At 48.5% G+C, this 23,222-nt stretch carries 19 protein-coding genes and 1 pseudogene; 7 read left to right on the top strand and 13 right to left on the bottom strand.

Annotation, left to right across the window (positions count from 1 at the left end):
• Positions 1-28: 28 nt before the first annotated feature.
• Positions 29-1,435 (bottom strand): annotated as a pseudogene (locus EZMO1_RS25560) (ISNCY family transposase).
• Positions 1,436-1,694: 259 nt separating this feature from the next.
• On the opposite strand from EZMO1_RS25560, the gene EZMO1_RS13010 reads away from it, so the two are divergent.
• The gene (locus EZMO1_RS13010; RefSeq protein ID WP_034872930.1) at positions 1,695-2,867 is read left to right on the top strand and encodes a cation:proton antiporter; all 1,173 of its coding nucleotides are present in this window, start codon (positions 1,695-1,697) and stop codon (positions 2,865-2,867) included.
• Between the two features lie 169 nt (positions 2,868-3,036).
• Here the strand turns inward: EZMO1_RS13010 and EZMO1_RS28150 are convergent, their stop codons facing one another.
• The 8 genes from EZMO1_RS28150 to EZMO1_RS13040 form a co-directional block, all read right to left on the bottom strand.
• A complete protein-coding gene (locus EZMO1_RS28150) occupies positions 3,037-3,315 on the bottom strand; it encodes a transposase (RefSeq protein WP_082211596.1) in 279 nt (92 codons plus the stop codon).
• A 13-nt stretch (positions 3,316-3,328) separates the two neighbouring features.
• On the bottom strand, positions 3,329-3,691 hold the full coding sequence (locus EZMO1_RS13015; RefSeq protein WP_051789305.1) for an IS5 family transposase: 363 nt from the start codon (positions 3,689-3,691) through the stop codon (positions 3,329-3,331).
• Positions 3,692-3,830: 139 nt separating this feature from the next.
• Complete coding sequence (sohB, locus tag EZMO1_RS13020; RefSeq protein WP_034873524.1) at positions 3,831-4,880, bottom strand: protease SohB; 1,050 nt, start codon at positions 4,878-4,880, stop codon at positions 3,831-3,833.
• A 201-nt stretch (positions 4,881-5,081) separates the two neighbouring features.
• On the bottom strand, positions 5,082-5,870 hold the full coding sequence (nudC, locus tag EZMO1_RS13025) for an NAD(+) diphosphatase (RefSeq protein WP_082211594.1): 789 nt from the start codon (positions 5,868-5,870) through the stop codon (positions 5,082-5,084).
• Between the two features lie 214 nt (positions 5,871-6,084).
• Complete coding sequence (locus EZMO1_RS26830) at positions 6,085-6,243, bottom strand: hypothetical protein (RefSeq protein ID WP_160173990.1); 159 nt, start codon at positions 6,241-6,243, stop codon at positions 6,085-6,087.
• 491 nt (positions 6,244-6,734) lie between these two features.
• A complete protein-coding gene (gene dnaQ / locus EZMO1_RS13030) occupies positions 6,735-7,406 on the bottom strand; it encodes a DNA polymerase III subunit epsilon (RefSeq protein ID WP_034872929.1) in 672 nt (223 codons plus the stop codon).
• A gap of 217 nt (positions 7,407-7,623) precedes the next feature.
• Positions 7,624-8,082: a ribonuclease HI gene (gene rnhA, locus EZMO1_RS13035; RefSeq protein ID WP_034872928.1), complete on the bottom strand. Its 459-nt coding sequence runs from the start codon at positions 8,080-8,082 to the stop codon at positions 7,624-7,626.
• Positions 8,079-8,921: a class I SAM-dependent methyltransferase gene (locus EZMO1_RS13040; RefSeq protein ID WP_034872927.1), complete on the bottom strand. Its 843-nt coding sequence runs from the start codon at positions 8,919-8,921 to the stop codon at positions 8,079-8,081. Before EZMO1_RS13040 ends, rnhA begins: the two co-directional genes overlap by 4 nt.
• Before the next feature lie 270 nt (positions 8,922-9,191).
• Here EZMO1_RS13040 and gloB point away from each other — a divergent pair, with 270 nt between their 5' ends.
• From gloB to EZMO1_RS13065, 5 genes are all read left to right on the top strand, one after another.
• Positions 9,192-9,989 carry a hydroxyacylglutathione hydrolase gene (gloB, locus tag EZMO1_RS13045; protein WP_034872926.1) on the top strand — a complete coding sequence of 266 codons (798 nt, stop codon included), beginning with the start codon at positions 9,192-9,194 and terminating at the stop codon, positions 9,987-9,989.
• A gap of 40 nt (positions 9,990-10,029) precedes the next feature.
• Positions 10,030-11,667, top strand: a complete 1,638-nt coding sequence (locus EZMO1_RS13050; protein WP_082211590.1) for a lytic transglycosylase — start codon at positions 10,030-10,032, stop codon at positions 11,665-11,667.
• 66 nt (positions 11,668-11,733) lie between these two features.
• The gene (locus EZMO1_RS13055; RefSeq protein WP_145912589.1) at positions 11,734-13,617 is read left to right on the top strand and encodes an extracellular solute-binding protein; all 1,884 of its coding nucleotides are present in this window, start codon (positions 11,734-11,736) and stop codon (positions 13,615-13,617) included.
• A 3-nt stretch (positions 13,618-13,620) separates the two neighbouring features.
• Complete coding sequence (locus tag EZMO1_RS13060; RefSeq protein WP_082211588.1) at positions 13,621-15,486, top strand: extracellular solute-binding protein; 1,866 nt, start codon at positions 13,621-13,623, stop codon at positions 15,484-15,486.
• The gene (locus EZMO1_RS13065) at positions 15,479-17,335 is read left to right on the top strand and encodes an extracellular solute-binding protein (RefSeq protein ID WP_051789301.1); all 1,857 of its coding nucleotides are present in this window, start codon (positions 15,479-15,481) and stop codon (positions 17,333-17,335) included. The genes EZMO1_RS13060 and EZMO1_RS13065 overlap by 8 nt, the downstream gene beginning before the upstream one ends.
• Position 17,336: 1 nt before the next feature.
• On the opposite strand, the gene EZMO1_RS13070 is transcribed toward EZMO1_RS13065, so the two are convergent.
• Positions 17,337-18,911 carry a hypothetical protein gene (locus tag EZMO1_RS13070; RefSeq protein ID WP_034872925.1) on the bottom strand — a complete coding sequence of 525 codons (1,575 nt, stop codon included), beginning with the start codon at positions 18,909-18,911 and terminating at the stop codon, positions 17,337-17,339.
• 108 nt (positions 18,912-19,019) lie between these two features.
• Complete coding sequence (locus EZMO1_RS13075) at positions 19,020-20,579, bottom strand: hypothetical protein (protein ID WP_034872924.1); 1,560 nt, start codon at positions 20,577-20,579, stop codon at positions 19,020-19,022.
• A 260-nt stretch (positions 20,580-20,839) separates the two neighbouring features.
• Between EZMO1_RS13075 and EZMO1_RS13080 the strand changes: the two genes are divergently transcribed.
• Positions 20,840-21,124, top strand: a complete 285-nt coding sequence (locus EZMO1_RS13080; protein ID WP_034872923.1) for a hypothetical protein — start codon at positions 20,840-20,842, stop codon at positions 21,122-21,124.
• A 122-nt stretch (positions 21,125-21,246) separates the two neighbouring features.
• Here EZMO1_RS13080 and EZMO1_RS13085 read toward each other — a convergent pair whose 3' ends face one another.
• Positions 21,247-21,456, bottom strand: a complete 210-nt coding sequence (locus EZMO1_RS13085; RefSeq protein WP_034872922.1) for a hypothetical protein — start codon at positions 21,454-21,456, stop codon at positions 21,247-21,249.
• 25 nt (positions 21,457-21,481) lie between these two features.
• On the bottom strand, positions 21,482-22,879 hold the full coding sequence (locus EZMO1_RS13090; protein WP_061509510.1) for an IS110 family RNA-guided transposase: 1,398 nt from the start codon (positions 22,877-22,879) through the stop codon (positions 21,482-21,484).
• Positions 22,880-23,222 lie beyond the last annotated feature (343 nt).

Genomic DNA, 23,222 nt, shown 5'->3' on the forward strand with positions numbered 1-23,222 from the left:
AAAAACTGACCGGTAGCTGGCTGAAAAGCTATTGACGATCTCTGGTCAGAAGAAGTTTGCCCAACCGTTTCAGATTGCCGGCAACAACAGCCAGTGCAACGTATCGCTTAAAGCCCTCAATGCCTTTATCCGGACACTTATCGAGGCCGTTGGATTCCAATGCATTTATATCCGACTCCACGGCTGAGTGTTTTCTTTTTGCCCGGATAAATTCCAGATGGGTTTCACGCTTTTTGTCACTGGCTGACAGTCTGCCTTTCTTGGGCAGAACCGGACGTTCAAGAAGAGCTTCCAACTTCTCAAGATTGTCCGGGCTCCAGAAACCCTTGTCGTAGCTCACCTGATTCAATGCTGGAAACCGCTTTTTAGCATCTTCTGCCATAGGTACAGTAACCTGGTCGTCTGTTTGCTTTTGCATGACCTGATGATGCAAAGTAAAACCAAATTGATCCTGTAGCACGCAAACTCGTAGCCCCAGTTCTACCGGTGTACCGGCCTTGCCTTTGCTGATCCACTCGGTGTGTGGTTCAAAAATCGAGAATATCTTCTCGCTATGGGGAATCTGTTCGTGCTCAATAACTCGCCGGTAAATCAGAGCTATCTGGTGCTTGCCGTGAGCAATGTGGTATTTGAGATTTTCCAGCCTTGGTTCATCGGGTTGTTTCTTCACCAACAAAGACAAGGTCACTTCCGCCTTGTGCAGAACGGCGCTGCTGTACTTGATGTACTCAACATGAGCCATCTCAATATCGTGCTGTCGCAGGCGCTTTTTCAGCTCACAGGAAGCGCCGGAGTGTTTCAGGTTCCGCGCTTTGTGGTAACGCTTACGGTGTTGATTCTTGAGATATTCACGCTGGCGCCACCCCGGAAGCTGGTATTGTTCAGCAAGGGTTGATGCGGCAAGCATCGCTCAACAGGCTGATATCCGTAGGGAAGTGGACATCGGTTTTAACTACGAACGAATCGGCACGGCCATGTAACGGTTCGTCTTTTTTTTAACCAGCATATGGCCTGCTGCCACGACGACCTGATTGATCTGATCGAGAATTTCAGGGGTGAAGTGGCTGATATTATCCTGCAATGTCTGTATATGGTAAGAGCGCGTACAGTAAGGACCGTGGCCAAGCATTTGTCTAAGAGAACCATGTTCATTGGCAAGCTCTCTCAGACGGTCGTAGTCGCAGTTAGTAACCAAACGAAGTGTGCCAAGCACCAGTATTTTCCAGAACTCCATACCGGGACGACCATTGTTCTGGTCAGTGGTGGTCATGGTATCGAGTACCTGAAAAACCTGATTACGCAGTTCGATATTTGTCCATATGTGCTGTAAAGCCCGCAATAGCCGGGGAATATCGTCCCTCGATTTGGCGTCGAAGGTGATGGCAGAGATATCAATCTCTCCCAGCTGCATTTGTGGGTTGATGGTTTGGCGCATAAATTGAGAAAAACAGCCTGTTTTGGGAAATCTTCATGAACTATATGGGGCTGCAGGCTTCTGTATTCAAGTGCTTGAGGGTTTCCGGACAGGCACTATATAAAACAAACGTACTGTCTTATTTCTATTGAGATTTTTATCTCACAAGCCGAAGGCTACGTGTATACTGCATTTTATTTCGGCTTATTCGTAGTGATCGCTACCCTGCACTGTCTGTTTAAGTCATATTATTGATAATACGTTTTGCGGGCGATTATAAATGGAAAGTGGTTCCCTGCTTTTTTCTTTCTTTCTTATTTTCAGTGGCGCAGCTGTGCTTGCCTCTGCAGCACTATTCACCCGGCAACCACTGATTGTTGCCTATATCGTTCTGGGTGCAGTATTCGGACCCTATGGTGCAGAGCTGGTCACCGACACTGGCTTGCTGAATGACATTGCCCATGTCGGCATTATTTTCCTGCTGTTTTTGCTTGGCCTGGATATGCAGCCAGCTCATCTGGCTCACCTGTTGAAAAAAACAGCAACGGTGGGTTTGTTAAGCTCGGCGGTGTTTGCTGCTGCCGGTTATCTTATGGGATGCCTGTTTGGTTTTACCCAGACAGAAGCCATCATCTGTGGTGCCACCATGATGTTTTCCAGTACTATCATTGGCATCAAGCTGCTTCCGACAACGGTTTTGCACCACAAGCACACCGGTGAGCTACTGGTCAGCCTGTTGCTCCTGCAGGATTTAATGGCCATTCTGGTATTGCTGCTTCTTTATAACTTTGATGGCGGCTTCAGCAATAGCCGGTTTGATATCTTAATGGCAATGGCTGCCCTGCCCTTGCTGATCCTCTGTGCATTTCTTGCGGTTAAACTGCTGTTGTTACCATTGATGGCAAAGTTCGACCGTTTTCACGAATACCTGTTTCTGCTGGCCATTGGCTGGTGTCTGGGTTTTGCCGAACTGGCGCATGCGCTGAACCTCTCCTACGAAATAGGAGCGTTTATTGCCGGTATCAGCATCGCAACCAGTCCTATCGCCCAATATATTGCGATTAACCTGAAGCCACTGCGTGATTTCTTTCTGGTATTGTTCTTTTTCTCAATCGGCGCCAGCTTTAACCTGAGCCTGTTGGGAGAAGTCTTTATTCCCGCACTGGCTATGAGTGTTGTCTGCATGGTGATGAAGCCGGGCATTTTTGGTCTGTTGCTTAAACGCGTCAGCGAAAAGAAATCTACAGCCTGGGAAGTTGGGTTTCGCCTGGGACAAACCAGCGAGTTTTCGATCCTGATTGCAGTTCTGGCTGCAGGGCAAATGCTGCTCGGGGAAATTGCCTCTCATGTTATTCAGGCAACGGCCATTATGACTCTGATTTTATCCTCCTATGTGGTGGTATTCCGGTTTGAATCGCCCATTGCCATCAACGAAAAGCTTAGAAGAGACTGAAAACCTCCGACAAAGCGGAGGTTTTTTATCAGATAAAACCATTCAGGGGGCTAACAGACCGGGCCAACTGCTGTTATTGGTTGCTGCCGGATAGCCACTGTCGATTTGGTCATTTTCGATGCTATAGCGGATACACTGCTGATTATTCAGAAAGAAGTAAGCTCGGTCGTTATTCCACATAAGGGCTGCTGTTATGTCTTTGGCATTTACCCCGTGGGCGCTTTGTGATTTCCAGCTCTCGTCTTGGCTTTCTCCGATAAAACCACTCTTCCAGATACCCTCTGTAACCGCAGTCTGCCCAAACCTTACGGATTTTCTTAAAGTGCTTGATCACACAGGCAAGCAATATCTCTCCAGAAAGGCTGTCACTGATAGAAGCTGAATGAACCCAAAGAACCAGAATCAGACCTAGCGTATCTACAACTATATGGCGCTTTCTACCATTGATCTTCTTGCCTCCGTCATAACCCCGGCCCCCCTTTTACTGAGGTTTTTACACTCTGAGAATCAATGCTGGCAGCAGTTGGTTGAGCTAATTTGACAACACTCAGCCTTACTTTGTCTCTCAAAGCGTCGTGTAATTTCTTCCAGGTTCCATCGAGCCGCCAGTTTCGGAAATAGGTGTAAACGGTTCCCCAAGGCGGGAAGTCAGAAGGCAACTGTCGCCACTGACAGCCTGTTTTATCAACATAGATAATCGCATCCAGAATGTGTCGATAAGCCCACTCTCTGGGTCTGCCATTTTTGGGTTGGTCATATCCCGGATCGGGGAAGAAGGGCTGAATGACTTTCCACTGGTCATCAGTCAAATCTGAGGGGTACATGGAGAACCCTCCATCAAAGAAACTCTATGAAGGGTAATACATTGTGTACGAATTTTCTTGAGTCAGTGGTCTATAGCTTTTGAAACAGCCTCTAAGGAAAGGAGAGCCATTATTAAATGGCTCTAAAAAAAGAATGGAGTCAGTGAACCCGGTCTGCTGAAAGCCTTTCCCACCATTTGAGTAATGTTGTGTCCACGGCATGATGAGCCGCCAGACCCAGCTTTTCGGGAAGACCTTTCTTCATGGTGTAAGCCACATGAATAATATCGGCGCTGTCTACCTGGTCATAGATGTACTGGTCACTGGTTTTGATTTCGTCCACAAGGTTTTTCTCGATGGCTTTTTGTCCATACCAGATTTCACCCGTTGCGACCTCTTCGATAGTGACCTGTTCCCGTGCTGATTGGACAAAGTCCTTAAACAGCTGATGGGTGTCTTCCATATCCTGCTTGAATTTTTCCCTGCCCTTCTCGGTGTTTTCACCCAAAACTGTCAGGGTACGCTTATATTCACCGGCGGTGTGTAGCTCGATATCGACATCGTGCTTTTTAAGTAGCTTATTCAGGTTTGGCAGTTGTGCCATCACTCCAATAGAACCAATAACCGCAAAAGGTGCTGCCAGTATTTTATCGGCAGTGCAAGCCATCATATAGCCACCACTGGCGGCCACTTTATCAACCGCAATGGTCAGCTTGATGCCTTTGTCACGAATACGCTGTAACTGGGAAGAAGCCAGACCGTAGGAATGCACCAGCCCTCCTCCACTTTCCAGACGTACAAGAACTTCGTCTTCTTTTCTGGCAATACCCAGAACAGCCGTAATTTCTTCACGCAGAGAAGAGGTAGCTGAGGCTTTTATATCACCCTGAAAGTCCAAAACATAAAGACGTGGACGTGTTTCTTTCTCCTCTTTGTCTTTTGATTTCTTTTTAGCAGCTTTATCCGCTTTATCTTGCTTCTTTTTATCTTTTGCCTGTTGTTTTAACTCGTCTGCAGTCAGCAGTGAGTGCTCCAAGCCTTCCCGGAGTTCCTTGTAATGATCGTTCAGTTTATCGATTTCAAGATGTCCCTTTCTGGCTTTTTTTGCCTTTGAACCAGCAGCTGTGAACACTACCACCACGACGACCAGTGCAACGATGACCGTTAATGCCTTGGCCAGAAATAAACCGTATTCTGCCAGATACTCCAAGTGAGCCTCCATTCAGTAACTATTTTCACAGTGGCATAGCATAACTGATTTGGCGGTTGTCTACCTGATAAATGGAATGGCAAAAACGGTTTGACCTTTGCCCGATCGCTTATAGCGGACTGATTAACAATCAGTCCATCGTTATTACTTAGTGCTTCCGATTGAACTCAGAGGTTTTTGTTATTTTATTAAAGATCTGAATTATGATTGTATAAAATAATTGATTAATTTTCGGGCTATGGTGAAGCCCGGAGGGATGTCCGGCAGGTTGTCGATATGGAACCAGTCGCCGTCAGAAAGTTCTTTTGAATCCAGAAGAATGTCACCGGACTCATATTCCGCATGAAAGCCCAGCATCAAGGAATGAGGAAATGGCCAGTTCTGGCTGAATCGGTACTCGGGATTTTTTACCTTAATGCCTGTCTCTTCCATAACCTCCCTGATCACACCTTCTTCTGCACTTTCGCCCGGTTCAATAAAACCCGCAACGGTTGTAAACACCGGATTATCTCGTACATGCCGATTGTGCATCACCAGCAATACTTCATCTCCACGGTGAACCAGCACAATGATGCAAGGTGAAATCCTTGGATAATAATGAGCACTGCAACGATTACAGACCATAGCCCACTCCCCTGCCTTTCCATCGCACCGGCTACCGCAACGACCACAAAACCGGTGGTCCCTTTCAGCTGTCAGAATCTGCAGTCCATGACTCAACAACAGGGTTAAGCCCTCATGCTGCAGAGAGAGAATTGACCGAAGAGGCGTCTGATCCGCCGAGGGAATATCCTTCTGATAAGTAACAGCAACGGGCTTGTCGTCGAAATACCCTATCACCACCTGATCAGAATCTTTAAAAAGTCGGTTGTCTGTCCAAAGCCACTGGTCAGGCTCGGAGTGAAAGACACAGCCTTTACCTACGACCAGCCAGAGTTCCGGTTCGAGGCCAGAGTCACGTCCCATAAGAGGTTTGTACATTTGAGTCATAAAAAGCCGTCAATCAATATCAAACACCAACAGGTGCAAAAACCTGTTTTAAACAGCATTTCATATTTAGCGGGTTCTGAGTAGACAGACCAGATACTTTTTGAGTTATCTGATGGTTAATAAGAGTTTAATGAATCGGGATAGGGTGGAGCCTCGCGGCTCCACTCCTCCCACAACACCCAGCGTACGGGTCCGTACTGGGCGTTTCGGTTAGTTAAGCGTCTACCATCAGCACAAACATGACAATGGAAGGGTCAGTGATACAAGACATATGACTCACACCACCCGCCGGGCTTTTGTAATCCTGTAATGCCGATATAGTCTCAGCTCTTATGACCTTGCAGCTTTCGGTTCCGCCGTCACCGCTTGGCATGAGCACCAGTGTTTGCTGGCCTTTGTCTGCGTCCGATATATCGAGAAACAGAAACTAATCACCGCTCTAACCGTTCAGGCCTTCACTGACTTCGCCAGCTACTATGCCGTCTGCTGACTTCTGTATGGCGATCAGGACATCTTACGATGACCTCAGTCTGAAATATCAGACACCAGACAGACCTCCCGAGGTAAGTTACACCGCCTTCCCTGCACAACTGCCGGATTTACTGTCCGAGTGTCCGGATGAGTATGGGACTTCGTCATCACATGCTGACTCGTCCTCACGCAGACAGCCTCATATCCGATTTCTATTCGTCAGCTCGCAGTTTTGCTCCACACTGCCTTCAGTCTGCACCTCGCGATACAAACCTTGTGCTTCGCTAGCCCTTCGCCCTCATCTGGCTGGGCAGGGGACTTTCACCCCCAAGCTGTGCAACATGCTCGGCACACATGAAAGCCCCGTACCGAGAGGTACGGGGCAAAGAAAGGTTAAAGCAATGAAATATCCTGTCCGATTTTCTCCTGCTTTTCCCGATGCAGTTTGAGTTCATCGTCAGACGCTTTGATCACACGGGTCAGAGTCCGCCCTTCAGGCAGACGACGGATGGTTGAACCATCCACATCATCACCACCAATTCCGCCCAGCAGCAATGACGTCTGCCCGCCGGTCATCGCCAGATAGACTTCAGCCAGTATTTCAGAGTCAAGCAGTGCGCCGTGAAAAACCCGGGAAGAGTTATCAATAAAATAACGCTTACACAGGGCATCCAGATTGTTCTTCTGACCCGGATGCTTTTTCCGGGCCAGTTCCAGACTGTCTGTAATAGAACAGTAGTCTTCTACTTTGCCTAATCCGCGTCTGAGCAACTTGAGCTCATGGTTCAGGAAGTTAACGTCAAAGGTCGCGTTATGGGCGATCATTTCCGAATCTTTGACGAACGCCAGAAAGTCATCGGCAACTTCATTGAACAACGGTTTATCTTTTACAAACTCGTTGGTAATACCGTGTACGGCAATAACCTCGGCATCCATTTCCCTTTCAGGGTTAATGTACACATGAAATGTGTTACCGGTCAGCTTACGGTCGATCATTTCGACACAACCGATTTCGACGATACGGTGTCCACTTTTCGGGTCAATACCCGTGGTTTCCGTATCCATTACAATTTGTCTTGTAGCCACTTTTGAGCCCTCAAGTAATACCAACTCCACCTTCTAAACATTAATTGCGCAGCCATTATGAATCACGGGAGCTGCGTTGGACCTCCTCGCAATAGCTCGCTATTACTCGTCGTTCCGCCTTGTCCCGCGATCCAGAATGACTTGCTCATGGTAATGTTTAGAAAGCGGAATTGGTATAAATCCTCAAACCGTCAGTTCATTGATGGTCTGACGACTGATTCTTTATTTCTTCAGCACCGCGACAGGCCAGTTCATCAGCCATTTCATTCTCGCGATGACCCGCATGCCCCTTGACCCATTGCCAGTCCACCTCGTGGCGCTGGTTCTGTTCATCAAGACGTTGCCATAAATCCTGATTCTTAACCGGTTTACCCGCTGCTGTTTTCCAGTTTTTGCGTTTCCAGCCATCAATCCACTTGGTAATACCATCGCGTACATAGATCGAATCGGTGGTAATTCTCACCTTACAGGGTCGTGTCAGGGTTTCCAGCCCGACAATGGCTGCCATCAGCTCCATACGATTATTGGTGGTATTGGCTTCACCACCATACAGACCTTTCTCAGCACTTCCATAACGGAGTAGTACACCCCAGCCACCAGGGCCCGGATTGCCTTTACAGGCACCGTCAGTAAACAGCTCAACGAGCTTACTCAAACTTTGTCTCCAGAATTTTCTCCAGAAAATTGAACAGGACACCGGATACAGGAACTCGTGCCAGCAATAGGCCGTCCGCTGAAACCACGCCTGACGCCGGACCATGATGGTCGAACCGGCGTCATACCCGGTGTCTCCTGAGTGGCCACCATCAAATAAAATCCGCCAATGGGAAGCTTCCACTGCCGACAACGTTGCTCAACCAGCTCGCGGGTCAAACCTTTTGAGCAACGATCCAGCGGGTGCATGTAAGCCCCATAGCTGATCTTTTCAATACTAAAGCCTAACAATGTTAACCAGTCCCGCATACGCCCCGGGCTGATCATGTGCGCGCCATGAAACAGTCGCCGGTGCTTTGGCGAAACCCAGCGCCAGTAATTCACAAGGCTTTTGGGGTTAAAACCAATAATCAGCAGTTTGCCGCCGGGGATGATCGTTCGTGCCGCTTCACTGAGCAGACGATGCGGGCGTTCAGAAAATTCGACTACATGATGCAGTAATACCAGGTCAAGACTGCCGGGGGTAATTGGCCAGTGGAGCGGATCGGAGATCACAAGACTGTCACAGTCTGAACATCCGGCCTGATCCAGCACGCGGGTTAACGCCATGGACGGATTCAGTAGGTTAATATGACTGACCTGACTGGAGTCCAGCAAACCCTCCCCGGGGGCAATGGTCATCTGGCAGGCATGATACCCGAAAATATAATGCAGCTCCTGCTCAAGCTGTCGCCTTTCTATCTTGAGCAGATAATCTCCCTCGCCACTTTGCAGCCAACGATGCAGTGCCAATAACCGTTCATTAAAGCTTGTTTTTTCTGCACGTCTTAACCAAAGCATCAAGCATCATCCATTATCCATTATCCATACAGAGGAACATCCCACTACCGCTTCTACCCGCAGACAGTTTGACCAGTATGCATCCACACCCGTCGTTAGTCACTGACCAGACAAAAAATTACATGATTACAGAAAAAATTACATGCTACCGGTCATGGTCACAGGTACACTAGGCAATTAACGACGTTTTTACTGACACTACTCACTTAAACTTAATCAGTCACCTGCCACTCACTAAACTGAATAAGTACACAGCTACAACAGACTGTAATGACCGATCAATCACTGCAAATAGAAGCGATAAAAGCCTTTTCCGACAATTATATCTGGCTGCTGACCCACAGCGCCACAAAGGACTGCTTTGTCGTTGATCCGGGTGATGCCGACCCGGTACTGCAAACACTGGCAGCCCGGGGGTTAAATCTTACCGGTGTTCTAATCACGCATCATCATGCAGATCATGTGGGTGGCCTGAAACAGTTAACTCAACAGTTTGCACTGAAAGTCTATGGACCTGCCAACTCATCCATAAACCACCTGACAACTACTCTGAACGATGGTGACTGTATTGATGTATTGGGTCATTCTTTTCAGGTGTTCAGCGTACCCGGACATACTCTGGATCATATTGCCTATTACGACGATCAGCAGTTTACCCTGTTCTGTGGCGACACCCTCTTTTCCGCGGGTTGCGGGCGACTGTTTGAAGGTACACCGGAACAAATGTTTGCTTCCCTGAATAAATTCAGACAGTTACCGGATATTACTCAGGTATTTTGTGCCCATGAATACACCGCAAGTAATCTCAAGTTTGCCCGGGCAGTCGAACCGGACAATGAAGACATTGCCGAATACACTCATCGTGTAATACAACTGCGGAATCACGATATTCCCACCATCCCTACTTCCATCGGGCTGGAAAAACGTGTTAATCCTTTCCTGAGAACCAACGATAATACGGTCATTCGTAATGCCGTAAGCAGACTGGAAAATGAATCCTTTGAACAGAAAATACCCGAACCTGAAGTACTAAGGGTAATCCGTGAATGGAAGGATAAATTCCAGTAATGGTACAATAGCAAGCTACCCGGATTTCAGAACCTGATTTATGTCTCTATCGCAACCGAGCTGCAACGAAAAAAAGTCTGTTAACCCGACAGATTCCAAGTCAGAAAAAAAATCAATCGCAAAACTGGCAGGCACAGCTGCCATGATGCTCGTATTAACCGGCTGCCAGACTGTTAATGAAATTGACGCCGAAAGCACTCCGGTTGTACAGAAAAAAGTGGTTCACCAACCCGCAGCCAAAGCCAAAAAAGTCAAAGCGCCGGCCCCAAAGCCCGTGGTAGAAAAACGCCCTCAGGATTTGTGGGAACGTATTCGTCGCGGTCTGGGCATGCAACTGGACAATAATCACCCCTGGGTCATGACCGAACTGCGCTGGTATGCCAAAAATCAGGGCTACTTCAATCGGGTAGCGGATCGTTCAGCACCCTATCTCTATTTCATTATCAAAGAAGCCGAGGAACGTGGCGTTCCACTGGAACTGGCGCTGATGCCCGTGGTGGAAAGTGCTTACGACCCGTTTGCCTATTCCCATGCAGGCGCTTCCGGGCTGTGGCAGTTCATGCCAGCCACCGGCAGCGACTATGGCCTTGACCAGAACTGGTGGTACGACGGTCGTCGTGATGTAGTGGCTGCCACCCGCGCGGCCCTGGACTACATGGTGCGTCTGCACAATGCTTTTGGTGACTGGGAGCTGGCACTGGCAGCCTTTAACTCCGGACCGGGTCGTGTTCAGCGAGCCATTAACCGTAACCGCAGCGAAGGCAAACCCACTACATTCTGGGATCTTGGATTACCCAGAGAAACCACCGCCTATGTGCCCAAACTGATTGCACTGGGCAAAATCGTTCGTGATCCGGAAAAATACGGTATCAGCCTGAAAGCTGTTCCGAACAAGCCCTATTTCGCCAAAGTGAAAACCGGCGGGCAGCTGGATATGGCCAAAGCGGCGGAGCTGTCCGGCATTTCACTGAATGAACTGTACCGCCTGAACCCGGGGCTGAATCGCTGGTCTACTCCGCCGGAAGGGCCTCACCAGTTGTTGGTGCCAGTGGCAAAGGCCGAAGCTTTCAATACAAAACTGGCAAAGTTGCCTGTAGAAGATCGCCTGCGCTGGAAGCGTTACACGGTTCAATCCGGGGACAGCCTCAGCACCATTGCCCGACGTTACGATACCCGCAGCCAGTTGATCCGGGAAGTGAACAAAATGGACGGCGATATGATCCGGATCGGTCAAAGCCTGCTGATCCCGGTTCCTGCCAACGGCAAGGAAAACTACACCCTGACCGCCAGTCAACGTCGTAAAGCCCAGCAAAACAGCAATGTGTCAGGCCGTTACAAGGTGAATTACACCGTTAAGTCCGGTGACAGTTTCTGGACCATTTCCCGTCAGTTCAATGTCGGCATCAATGAACTGGCACGCTGGAATAATATGGCACCACGGGACACGTTGCGGGTAGGCCAGAAACTGGCTGTCTGGAGCAAAGGTTCAGGCAACAGTGACAGTATCATTCGCCGGGTCAACTATACCGTTCGTTCCGGTGATTCCCTGTCACGCATTGCCAACCGCTTTAACGTGCGCGTTGCCCAGATTGAAAACTGGAACAATTTTGACAGCAAATACATCCACCCCGGACAGCTTCTTACTCTGTATGTAGACGTGACCCGCGCTTATGATTAATTCGTAAGCCTATATTCGCAGAATCAGTGCTATAACTATGACTTTACTGGTTCTGTGGATATCTCCTTGTCATACCTGTATAACAAGTCACACAACAATAAAATTCTGCTGATTCTGCTGATTCTGATTTCGCCGTTTATCCGGGCTCAGGCAGTTAACGGAAATAACGAACCGCAATGGCAGCATGCCCTGAGTATTGGCGACCAACCAGTCTATCCGGCAGGCTTTAGCCATTTCAACACCGTCAACCCTGAAGCACCCAAAGGCGGACAAGTCAGCTTCTCTATTCATGGCAGTTTTGACAGCCTGAACCCCTATATTCTGAAAGGCTCAGCCCCTGCTGCTGCCCCTAATGTCTATCGATACGGTGTCATGGGTTTGAATGAACCGCTTATGATCGGCATGGACGTCTATGCGCCAGCCCAGGAAGAAGTGGGTACCCTGTATGGGTTGATTGCCTCTGCCGTATCTCTGTCTGCAGACAGGCAGATTCTTGAATTCAAACTGCGCCCTGAAGCCCGTTTTCATGACCAGCACCCGATCACCAGCGAGGATGTCCTGTTCACCTTCGAGCTGTTAAAAGCCCATGGCGCCCCACACTATAAGATGCTGCTGGAACAGATAGACAGTATTGAAGCACCGGGAACCCACCATATTCGCTACCGGTTAAAACCCCCGGTCTCAAGAACCCTTCCTTTGCATGTGGCTGAACTGCCCGTTCTGCCCAAACATTACTGGCAGAAACGCAATTTTTCACAAACCACACTGGATCCTCCATTACTCAGTGGTCCCTACCGGACCACTAAAGTAAAACCCGGTACATCGGTCATGTTTGAGCGGGTAAAGGATTACTGGGGGAAGAACTTGCCCGTCAATCGGGGCTTTTATAATTTCGACAGGATAACGCTTAACTTCTACCGTGACCGGCGAATCGCCTTTGAGTCATTTCGTTCGGGTGATGCCGATGCCTTTATCGAAGCAGAGGCCAAGAACTGGGCAAAAGGCTACGACCTTCCTGCCGTTAAGGCCGGTGACATTATTAAGCAGGAAGTACCCTGTTCCATACCCGGCAAACGGCTATTCTACCTGTTTAACCAGCGAAATCCGCTGTTCAAAGACCGTCGTACACGACAAGCCATCAGCATGTTGTTTGACTGGCAATGGACCAATAATGTTCTGTTTCATGGAGCCTATGCCCGAAACCTCAGTTTCTTCCCTGTGTCCGGTTCACTCGCTGAAAAAGACATCACAAATCAGGAAAAAAAGATACTGGAACCATTCACAGAAACATTGCCTAAGGCATTGTTTAACCAGCCTTTTAAACTGGTTGGGCCTGAAGGAAATGGCAACATTGAACGTGAACGAAGAATGGCGCTGAGGCTGCTTAAACAGGCTGGCTGGCAATACCGAAACGGGCAGCTTGTTAACCAGCAGGGAGAGCCGTTCCGATTTGAATTCTTGCATTATTCCAAAGTTATTGAACGCTTTATCATGCCCTTTGCCCGTAACCTTGCCACCGTCGGTATACAGATGGAGTTCAAAGGCATTGATATGAGCCAGTACCAGCGACGGATTAAGCAACGCCAGTTCGATATGATCCAGACCTCGGTACCACTGATGCCTTTTCCCGACGAACGACTGTACGACTTTTTTCACTCGGAAAGCGCGGATCGCGACGGCAGCCATAATCTGGGTGGCATAAAGGACCCCGCTGTCGATACACTGATAGACACCATCGCCACCAGCGATGATACAGACCAGATCCGGGCACACATCAGTGCTCTGGATCGGGTTCTGCTCTGGCAGCATTACACCATACCCAACTGGCACAGCAGCGTTATCCGCATAGCCTACTGGAAACATATGGTGCCCCCTGCCGGTACAAACCAGTATGGTTTTCGCCTCAGCGGCTGGTGGTATGACCCGGACTCTTTGAAAGCAAGGAAATAAACCATGGGGGTCGCTGTCCATCAATACCGGCACAAGCTTCTTCAGGAAATGCTGGCAGTCTGGTTAATGGCCATAATGGGTAGCCAGACGATTCAGGCCGGAACGAACCAGGAGCCCGTTGCTGAAAAAGAACAGATGACAAGAAGCCATGCTCTGGCACTCTTCGGTCAACCCGCTTACCTCGAAGGTTTCAGCCACTTCAGCTATGTCAATCCTAAAGCACCTGCCAGCAACACGCTAAGACTCGGTGCACAAGGCACTTTCGACACCTTCAATGCCTTTACCACCAAAGGTCTGCCCGCCGCCATCAGCGGACACCTTTACGACAGTCTAATGGTGCGCAGCAAAGACGAACCTTACACCCTGTATGGTTTGATCGCAGAAACCGTGGAGTATCCGGTCAACCATCGCTGGATTCGCTTTTACCTGAATCCCAAAGCCCGCTTTGCCGATGGCAAACCCATCACAGCAGAAGATGTCCGTTTTACCTACGAACAGTTCAGTCGCAAGGACGCACCCATATACCGCGCTGCACTGGCTAACGTGGAATCGGTTAAGGTCGAAGCCCCACGTCAGGTTGTCTTTTACCTGAACCCTGACAGCGACGAAAACCACCTACTGCCGTTCCAGATTGCCCAACTGCCCGTCCTTCCGTCTCATGATCATGAGCGTTACGACTTCAGCCGCGCCGATCTCACTCTTCCGCTAGGCTCCGGAGCCTACACCATAAAAGCGTTTGAACCGGGACGGCGCATTGTCTTGCAACAGGTTGAGCAGTACTGGGCAAAACACCACCCTGTTAACGTCGGGCATAACAATTTCAAAACAATCCAGTACGACTATTTCCGCAATGCCACCGTGTCTCTGCAGGCGTTTCTTGCAGGCGAGTATGACATCCGTTTGGAAACCATTGCTAAAAACTGGAGTCATGGTTACACCGGTAAAGCCGTTGAGTCCGGACAAATCATTCAAACGCTTCTTCCCAGAAAAACCAATCAAATTCAGGCTTTTGTCTTTAATACCTCAAGTAATGTCTTTAAAGATCGCCGTGTTCGGGAAGCCGTCAGTCAGGGCTATGACTTCCAGTGGACGAACCGGACTCTGATGTACAACAACTACCAGCAACCGCACAGCCTGTTTGCCAATTCCGAGTTTGGTCAGCACGCTCCACCTGACAGCAATGAATTAAAGCTTTTACAACCTTTCCGAAGCAGTCTGCCCCATGAACTGTTTTCGAAAGCATGGCAACCGGTTCAGACCTCCGGCGACGGAAACATTCGCCCCCAGATACAACGGGCACACGCACTGCTTCACGAAGCCGGATGGACGATTAAAAACCGGCAACGGATCAACCAAAAAACAGGACAGCCCCTGAGCTTTGAGCTACTTCTGACCACGCCTGAGCAAGAAAGAATTGTATTACCGTTTCAGAAAAATCTGGAGCAGCTGGGCATCCGGATGCAGATAAAAACCGTTGATATCGCCCAGTATATCCAGCGTATCCGCAACAAAGACTATGACATGCTGCTGCGGACTATCAGCCACGGCACAACACCGGGTAATGAGCTTCAACATTACTGGCACAGTCAATACGCCAATGAACAGGGTTCACAGAATGTTGCCAACGTCAGTAACCCCGTGGTGGATGCCATGCTGGAACAGGTTCGCAATGCAGAGAGTATGGAGCAGCTGGTGACGGCCACCCGGGCACTGGATCGCACACTGCTGTGGAATTATTACATTATTCCCCAGATACAGGCCGATCACTGGCGCGTGGCGCACAGAAGTAGACTAGGCTATCCCTCTGGAACAGCGCTCAACGGATTTCTTGACTTTAGTGCATGGTGGGAAAAGGCCGACGATGAATAAACGTTCTATATCATTAGCAGCAGTACTTCTGCTGACACTGGGCACATTAGGCAAATCCGCCGTTGCAGCCCCACTGCCAGAGCAAAAAAACAGACAAGCAGCACAAAAAGGCACACGAGCACCTTTGCAACACGCTGTCAGCCTGTTTGGCAAGCCAGCCTATCCGGAAGACTTTAAACACTTTAATTATGTTAACCCTGATGCCCCCAAAGGTGGCGAACTGCGGCAATCGGCACTCGGTCAGTTTGACAGCCTGAATCCTTACATCAATCGCGGTATAGCAGCAGCCGGAGCAAGCTATCAGTACGATACCCTGCTGGCTCGCTCCTGGGATGAACCACTAACGAAATATGGTCTGATTGCTGAAAAAATAGAAGTAGACCCGAACAATCAATGGGTGGCTTTTCATGTCAATCCAAAAGCACGGTTCAACGACGGCAAGCCAGTCACCGCTGAAGACATCAAATTTTCCTTTGACATTCTCAGGGAGAAAGGCTCGACCTTTTATCGCAATTTTTATATCGATGTTGAAGAAGTGACAGTCACTGCACCTGACAGAGCGCTATTCACATTCAAACACAGCAATAACCGTGAGCTGGTGACTAACCTTGGGCAGATGCCCATCTTCCCCAAGCATTATTGGCAAGACCGGGATTTTACCTCCCCCGGCCTGTCCATTCCGGTGAGCAGCGGCCCTTACAAAGCATTAGAAATAAAACCAAGCCGCAGTATTACCTGGCAACGCGACCCTGACTACTGGGCAAAAGATCTGCCGGTGTGTAAAGGGCGATTCAACTTTGACCGTCTTTTCTACACCTATTATCTCGATACCAGCATCTCCTTGCAGGGTTTGCTGGCAGGTGAATACGACTGGTCGATGGTGTCCGACCCGAAGTACTGGCAAATGCTGTTTATCGATAAAAACAGCGAGAAACTGCTGAAAAAAACCAAACTGGTCAGGGAAACCCTGCCTAACAGCAACCCGCAAACGGTGATGCTCACTTACAATACGCGCCACGCTTTCCTTAAAGATCGCAGGGTACGTGAAGCCATCAGTTATGCCTTTGATTATGACTGGCTGAATAAAAACTATTTCCATGGAATGCTGCGCCGGGCTGACAGCTACTTTTCCGGCACTGATCTGGCGGCTTCGGGTCTCCCTTCACCGCAGGAGCTGAAATGGCTTGAACCCTGGCGCAAGCAGCTGCCAAAGGCAGTGTTTAGCCAAACCTATACCGCTCCTGGCAGTACTCAGAAAAATGCCAGACACCAGCGAGCCAAATCACTGGCTCTGCTGAAAGAAGCGGGCTGGCAGGTGAAAGACAACCAGCAGGTGAACGACAAAGGTGAACCATTAACACTGACACTGCTGCTGACGAACCCTGAAAACGAACGTTACACCCTTGGTTTTCGTCAGGGTTTGAAGGCTCTGGGGATAGAGCTATACATACGCACAGTAGACAGGGCTCAGTACATAGAAAGGATACGATCTCTGGATTTTGACATTGTCACCAATGTTTACCGTCACACTCCTTCTCCTGGTACCGAACAAAAAGATCACTTTGGTTCGAACGTCGCCGACCTGCATGGCACAAACAACCTTGCGGGCATCAAGAATCCGGCAGTGGATAATATTGTTAATCGTATTCCGACCGCCACCAGCCGGAAAGAGTTATTGTCTCTGGTGCATGCACTGGACAGAATACTGTTGTGGGAACATTACAGCCTGCCGTTGTGGTACCAGCCAGACTGGCCCATGGTACACAGGCATTATCTGAAGCACCCTGAAAACACCCCGCCCTATGCGCTTGATCTCAGTGTCTGGTGGTCAGAAGCAGGGAAGCCGTAATTTATTGTTCAGCCAGAATATCAAACGCCTTTGCAGATACAATGGCATACGACTGATCACAGGGTGTAGCAAGGGGGCTATGGCAAGTGTCTGTGCCAGAGAAGTGTTGCCCATAGATGTAGGGATAGCCATGTTCATCACTCTCAAAGCGGCAAAAATAAACGGGCTCTTGCTTGATCGTGTTTGAACTGACATACATTAAACCGGCCACCACAGCTTTATCAGGTAGAATGCCATTAAATTTTTCCCAATAAATAGAGGCTTTGATATTGGGTACCAGAAAATCTGATGCTACGGAACCATCCGGCTTTTTAGCAACAAAGCTACTCTTGTTTTCTGTACTAGGGTAACGACAAAATGGTTGGGCTCCATGCCGTCCCCCCTGAGAACCCAGCAGAAATTCCTTGAAGGGCTTTCTCGGTGAACAAAATGAGTCTTGAACCTTCTGATTAACAGAATCAGACTGCGTTATTGCTGTCTCTCCCCAGTCCACAGCCGATTTACTGCCCCTGACTCTTCCATGGTATGGAACATAGTAGGAAGAAGGCTCGGCAATATCCCAGCTGGTCGTTAAGCCGATGCAGCCCTGACCATGAACCTGACCATTATCAGTGCGCCATTCAATTCCGGGGACACCTGACTTGAATTTACACAAAATCTCATGGCTTCGCTTCCCTGAATCTGGAAATAAAGACGACGATGCAAACATGCTCCTGTGACGATTAAGCTTATCCTTTAATATGTAGGATATTTTCCCGTTCATGACATTAACCTGAAAATACTCCGGTTTGGTGACCAGAATGCCTCGTGGAACCTTGCCCTTGTCTGCTTTACCCTCCAGGTAGTAGTCTGCTTGACGATCTGGCAACAGGCAGCCTCTGACATGATCCGACGTATTCGCCAACATACCAATCAGGGTGTTTGCCTCACTCCCCAACCGGTACTTGATACGGCAATAACCGGTTAGTTGTTCATCATTGCAACGTAATGCCTTTGCGTAAGGGTCGGGAAGTTCCGATTCACACGTTTTACCGTCAGCAAGATAGCCATAGGGAGACTTGTAATCCCCTGTAGTCACTGGAACTGGAAACAGCGCCGGTTGGATGGTGTTATTAAATAAGTGGTAGGGGCGCTTGTTTTCGAACAAAGTGCCTCTCGCCCATAGATACTGGAGTGTGTGCTTGCCATTCTCCGTGTCGGCATAATTATCTTCACTGAGTTCAAACGAAATCAGCTGAAAATCTTTTATGAGTTTTTCTTGATACTGGTCATCATCCAGAGTTGGCAAAGTCGGCAAAATAGTCGATTGGGTTGATGCCATCGTCGCCTGTGCCTGTCCAGTGACAGGTTCATGGGTGGTTTCGTTTTTCGAATATATATATTGATAGTATCTGGCCACCAGACCAACACCGAGAATATTCCCCATAACAAAACCCGCAAACCCAACCGTCATTACCAATAATGGTACTTTTTGCTTCTCACTAAGAGAAACAGCATTGGCAGTATGGCTGGGTACGCTTGATACCAGAGCAACTGACAGAACCAGTGCTGAAAAAGACTTATGCAATCGTTTCATTCTTAAACTCCTGAGAAGCCTGCCAAAGGAACCGGCCTGATTCAGGCCAGTCATTGATAAGCAACAGAGATTGCGATCACTTCTGCAACCTCCTTTTGGCAAAGCCAGTTATTGCGTGACTAAAATCTCAAAGTTTGTTGAATCGACAAGTGCATGCGAATCTCCGCTTGGCGTTGCAAATGAAACTTTGCAGACTTTGCCCTTTTCAAAATATTTGCCGTAGGTACTGAATTCGTTATTCGTAAAACGGCAAAAATAGACCGGTTCCGTGCTGACTTTGTTGGGACTTGAGAAACTGAAACCAGCAACAACGGCTTTTTCTGGCAGATTGCCAGCAAAAGCCTCCCAGCCGATGCTTTCATCAAGATGAGGGGTCAGATAATCAGACGCAATACTGCCATCCTGATTGGTAGCGACAAAGCCGCTTTTTCCTTCAGTACCGATGTACCGACAATACTTATGTACTCCCTGCCCTCCCAGCGAACCGAGAATAAATTCTTTGAACGGTTTTCTGGGGGAACAGAAGTATTCCTGAACTTCTTCGTTAACAGATCCTTCCTGCTTCTTTGATGGCACTTCCTGCCAGGTTACAGCAGATTGTCTGGCGGCACTGGATTTCAGTCGGACAGGCACAAAATAGGAAATATCGCCGAGCGGCTCAGCATCGGACGTTAAGCCTGCGCATCCATAAGCTCCATCATCAGCACCTTCCGTATACCATTGGGTCCCGGGGCTACCATTATCCCTGCATAAGGTTTCGTGACGCAGACTGCCAGACAGCAGCACCGTAGATGCAAAGGAGACAGAACGTCCGGACTGCTTCTGAAATTCATAGGACACCTTTTTAGTAGAGACATTAATCTGGTAATACTGTCGATCAGTGACCAGTATGTCCCTTGGAACCAGAGTTTCTGCCCCCAGCGACTCCAGAAATTCATCTAATTTCCGGCTTGATAACAGACACCCACTGTAAGCATCCGGTGTGTTAGCCAGCATGCCCACCAGCGATCTGGACTCGCCATTCAGAAGGAACTTGATACGACAGAATCCGGTTAGCTGCTCATCATTGCAGCGTAACGTTTTAGCAAAAGGAGCAGGTAGTGAAGAAGTACAGAGTTGCGTTGCATACCCATAGGGATAAGCCGGATCAAAACCACTGTTCAATGGAAACAGTGCTGGCTGGATGTCGTCTTGATCAAGGTGCAGGGGATGAGCATCGAGAAAAGTCGCCCGTGCCCACAAATATCCTGGCTTTTTCTTTGCGTCAGCATAGTTGTCCTCACTGACATCAAAAGGAACCAGCTTGTATTGCTGGATGATGGACTGCTGGTAATGCTCAGGTACCAACGGAGTAGTCGCTGTCAGTTCATTCGCATGGTTCTGAACAGAGCTATGCCCGGAGGGTAAACCTTCGGTATCTTTATTCTTTTTCTTAGCATCTTTCTCTCCTGCTGAATGCCCTATTGGGTATCCTGTCAGGTAACCGACACCATAGAAAATACCAATTGCACCAAGTCCGGCAAGCCCGATAAGAACCCGTTTGGGTGTTATTTGATTCCCAATAGAATCTGACAGCTTTTTATAGGTTGGACCTGATGCGTAAGAAGTCTCAATCTGTATAGCTGCTAACAACAACAGGACAGGTAAAACTCTTATAAATCGTTTCATGCTTAAGCTCCTCGACAGTGACTTCGGTCAGGTCAAGGTTAAGAACCCATAAATTTATGCAACTACTTATTATGCAACTACCCAGAGAGGCATGAAATAATAGAGGTGCAAATGCAGTGCTGAATTATTAGAAAATCAACCTTAAGAAGCTATCTTGCCAGCTACTGCCTGATTAAACATAAATACAGGACCCATAACACTTGAGAAAAGTGCGCTGAGTATAGTGTTTATTTTTAAGCTAAATAGTATGAATATGATTTATGAAACCGCTTTTTATAAGCTATGCAGGAAAATCAGTAAACAGTCTGGTGAAGGGCTTGTATCTGGGGTGTTTATACCCAAAGGATTTCAAGTTGCTACGCGGCGGCAAGCAAGGTAAGCCTCGGGAGCTTAGACCAACTAAGGATTTGTCTGAAAATAACTTCCCCATTTTCCGTTCAGTTGGTCATCCCCGCGAAGGCGGGGATTCAATGTTCGTGGTGGATTCCCACCTTCGTGGGAATGGCGGAAATGCGGAAGTTATTTTTAGACTATTCATTAGCTAGCCCTTCGCCCTCATCTGGCTGGGCAGGGGACTTTCCCCCCAAGCTGTGCAAAATGCTCGGCGCACCATGCAAAAACCGCCGGATAAACCGGCGGCCGCATTTAGCAAGGATTGACGGGGAGATTAGAACCAGTATTCGATACCGATGGAGGCTTCTTTAAAGCTGTCAGACTTACCGCGAAGATCCTTACTGGTGGTTTCACCGCACTGGAATCGGCCTTCACCCATTTTTACATCACGGTATCTGGCATAGACAACAGCATTGGAATCAATCTTGTACAGCAGTTGGGCTGACCAGACCTTATCATCACTGTCTTCTGAGTAACTCCCCATGAGCTCGCCGGTTGCTAAAACAACCCTAACCGACGGCGGTTTCAACCGGCGTTAATGTGAAGCCCATATCTTTAGCCTTCTGCTTCAGGGTTTTTAAAACTCTTTCTCTGTAACGCTGCTCAAAGTATTCCTGACCTTCATCTACATACTGGCTCCCATGCTTGAGCATACTGTAAACCAGCCTTGCCAGCTTATGCGCTGTTGCCGTAATCGCCTTTGGAGCACCAAGCTTGCTTCGCATTCTTCGGTAATAAGCACCCAAAGCACTTTTTGATCTGGTCAGTGAATAAGCCGCCAACCTGAATGCTGTTGCGGCTGCGCCTGGCAAACGCTTGGTTTTCCGGTTCAGAACTTTACCACCGGATATTTTGGTTCCGGGACAGAGCCCTAACCAGGAGGCAAAATGTTTAGCGGAAGGCCATCGACTCATATCCAGACCGATTTCTGAAACAATCTTCAGAGCCGTATTTTCATCAATGCCATCGATATCAGTCAGATCGACACCACTCACCCGGTTGAGCTCTGAACGCACATCAAAGTCTGGAGCGCAACGGGACTTCCGTTTTTTTGAAAGCTTATCTGGCGTAGAAGATTTCTGGGAGTCTTTATCATCTTTGCTGTCAAATGTGTTGATCTTCTGTTCCAGAGCTTTGTCACAAGCCCTGATTTTTTCATCATAAGTATCGTAAAGTTCAACAGCTTGCCGCAGAGCAAATACATGCTCATCCCGGTAATGCCCCTTCAGGGATTTGGCGATTTCTTCCTCGGATTTTTTGCAGTGCTTGTCACGATATTTAGCCAACTCCACAGGATTCCGCTGCCCATTCAGTATGGCGCGGATAATAGTCATACCGGTTTTTCCGGTAATATCAGTCACCACATTATCCAGTAACAGATTCATCTGTCGAAGTGCCTTTTGCATATGCTGGATGTGGGAAGCACGGTAGCCAACAAGAGTGTCACGTTGTCGTCTATAAGATCGTAAAGAGCAAACCTGCTCATCAGGGCGGAACGCGCCATTGAGCAATCCGTAAGTATGTAACTGCAAAAGCCATTGGCAGTCCAGAACGTCAGACTTACGTCCGGCAACATTCTTTACATGTCGTGCATTGACCAGTTTTACATCAAGCCCCCGGGATTCCAGTATTTCAAACGCAGGTATCCAGTAAATCCCGGTTGACTCCATCACAACGGTGGTAATGCCAAGCTTTACGAGCCAGTCAGCCATAGCTTCAAGGTCTGCGGTAAAACAGCCAAATGAACGCACCGGTTGTTCATCTAACTCTTCTGGCACTGCAACAAAGTGTGACTCTGACCCGATATCAATACCGGCGGCAAAGAGATTGATTTTCTCCAGATGTCCAGCAATACGCTTTTTGACTCTGTCAGAATGGGAACGGTTGGATTTGCTGCGGCGAGACATGGTTTACCCTCTATACTTCCGTGCGAAGGCATATCCGGATATGGGGCTGTCGATGATTCGCATTCTTCCGAACGAGATCGCATATTGCGTCATCAGTGATGTTGTCGCCAGCTCCCCGACCACGCTTTCAAACGGGCAAAAGGCACCAGTGTGTTTACGGTCTCTGGTCCGGATATGTCTTCCTTTCTATCATAGGCATGTAGGCAGTAGTTGGGAGAAAAGTTACTCATAGATGTTCAGCCGGGGGCCCGGCTTGGAGCGCTTTCAATTACAACCAGTAATCACAAGGGATTCAGCAGCGTAGAAAATTGAAGCATTCGCAGACTTTTGCGTCTAATTTTGG

The sequence above is a fragment of the Endozoicomonas montiporae CL-33 genome, assembly GCF_001583435.1.
Classification (GTDB): domain Bacteria; phylum Pseudomonadota; class Gammaproteobacteria; order Pseudomonadales; family Endozoicomonadaceae; genus Endozoicomonas_A; species Endozoicomonas_A montiporae.

Coding starts and splice junctions, on each gene's coding strand:
- EZMO1_RS26830 (WP_160173990.1), bottom strand. CDS start 6,243: ATGCCAAGCGGTGACGGCGGAACCGAAAGCTGCAAGGTCATAAGAGCT.
- EZMO1_RS13065 (WP_051789301.1), top strand. CDS start 15,479: ATGAATAAACGTTCTATATCATTAGCAGCAGTACTTCTGCTGACACTG.
- EZMO1_RS13080 (WP_034872923.1), top strand. CDS start 20,840: ATGAAACCGCTTTTTATAAGCTATGCAGGAAAATCAGTAAACAGTCTG.
- EZMO1_RS13050 (WP_082211590.1), top strand. CDS start 10,030: ATGTCTCTATCGCAACCGAGCTGCAACGAAAAAAAGTCTGTTAACCCG.
- EZMO1_RS13060 (WP_082211588.1), top strand. CDS start 13,621: ATGGGGGTCGCTGTCCATCAATACCGGCACAAGCTTCTTCAGGAAATG.
- dnaQ (WP_034872929.1), bottom strand. CDS start 7,406: ATGGATACGGAAACCACGGGTATTGACCCGAAAAGTGGACACCGTATC.
- EZMO1_RS13015 (WP_051789305.1), bottom strand. CDS start 3,691: ATGTACCCCTCAGATTTGACTGATGACCAGTGGAAAGTCATTCAGCCC.
- EZMO1_RS13090 (WP_061509510.1), bottom strand. CDS start 22,879: ATGTCTCGCCGCAGCAAATCCAACCGTTCCCATTCTGACAGAGTCAAA.
- EZMO1_RS13075 (WP_034872924.1), bottom strand. CDS start 20,579: ATGAAACGATTTATAAGAGTTTTACCTGTCCTGTTGTTGTTAGCAGCT.
- EZMO1_RS13070 (WP_034872925.1), bottom strand. CDS start 18,911: ATGAAACGATTGCATAAGTCTTTTTCAGCACTGGTTCTGTCAGTTGCT.
- nudC (WP_082211594.1), bottom strand. CDS start 5,870: ATGACTCAAATGTACAAACCTCTTATGGGACGTGACTCTGGCCTCGAA.
- EZMO1_RS13085 (WP_034872922.1), bottom strand. CDS start 21,456: ATGGGGAGTTACTCAGAAGACAGTGATGATAAGGTCTGGTCAGCCCAA.
- EZMO1_RS13040 (WP_034872927.1), bottom strand. CDS start 8,921: ATGCTTTGGTTAAGACGTGCAGAAAAAACAAGCTTTAATGAACGGTTA.
- EZMO1_RS13010 (WP_034872930.1), top strand. CDS start 1,695: ATGGAAAGTGGTTCCCTGCTTTTTTCTTTCTTTCTTATTTTCAGTGGC.
- gloB (WP_034872926.1), top strand. CDS start 9,192: ATGACCGATCAATCACTGCAAATAGAAGCGATAAAAGCCTTTTCCGAC.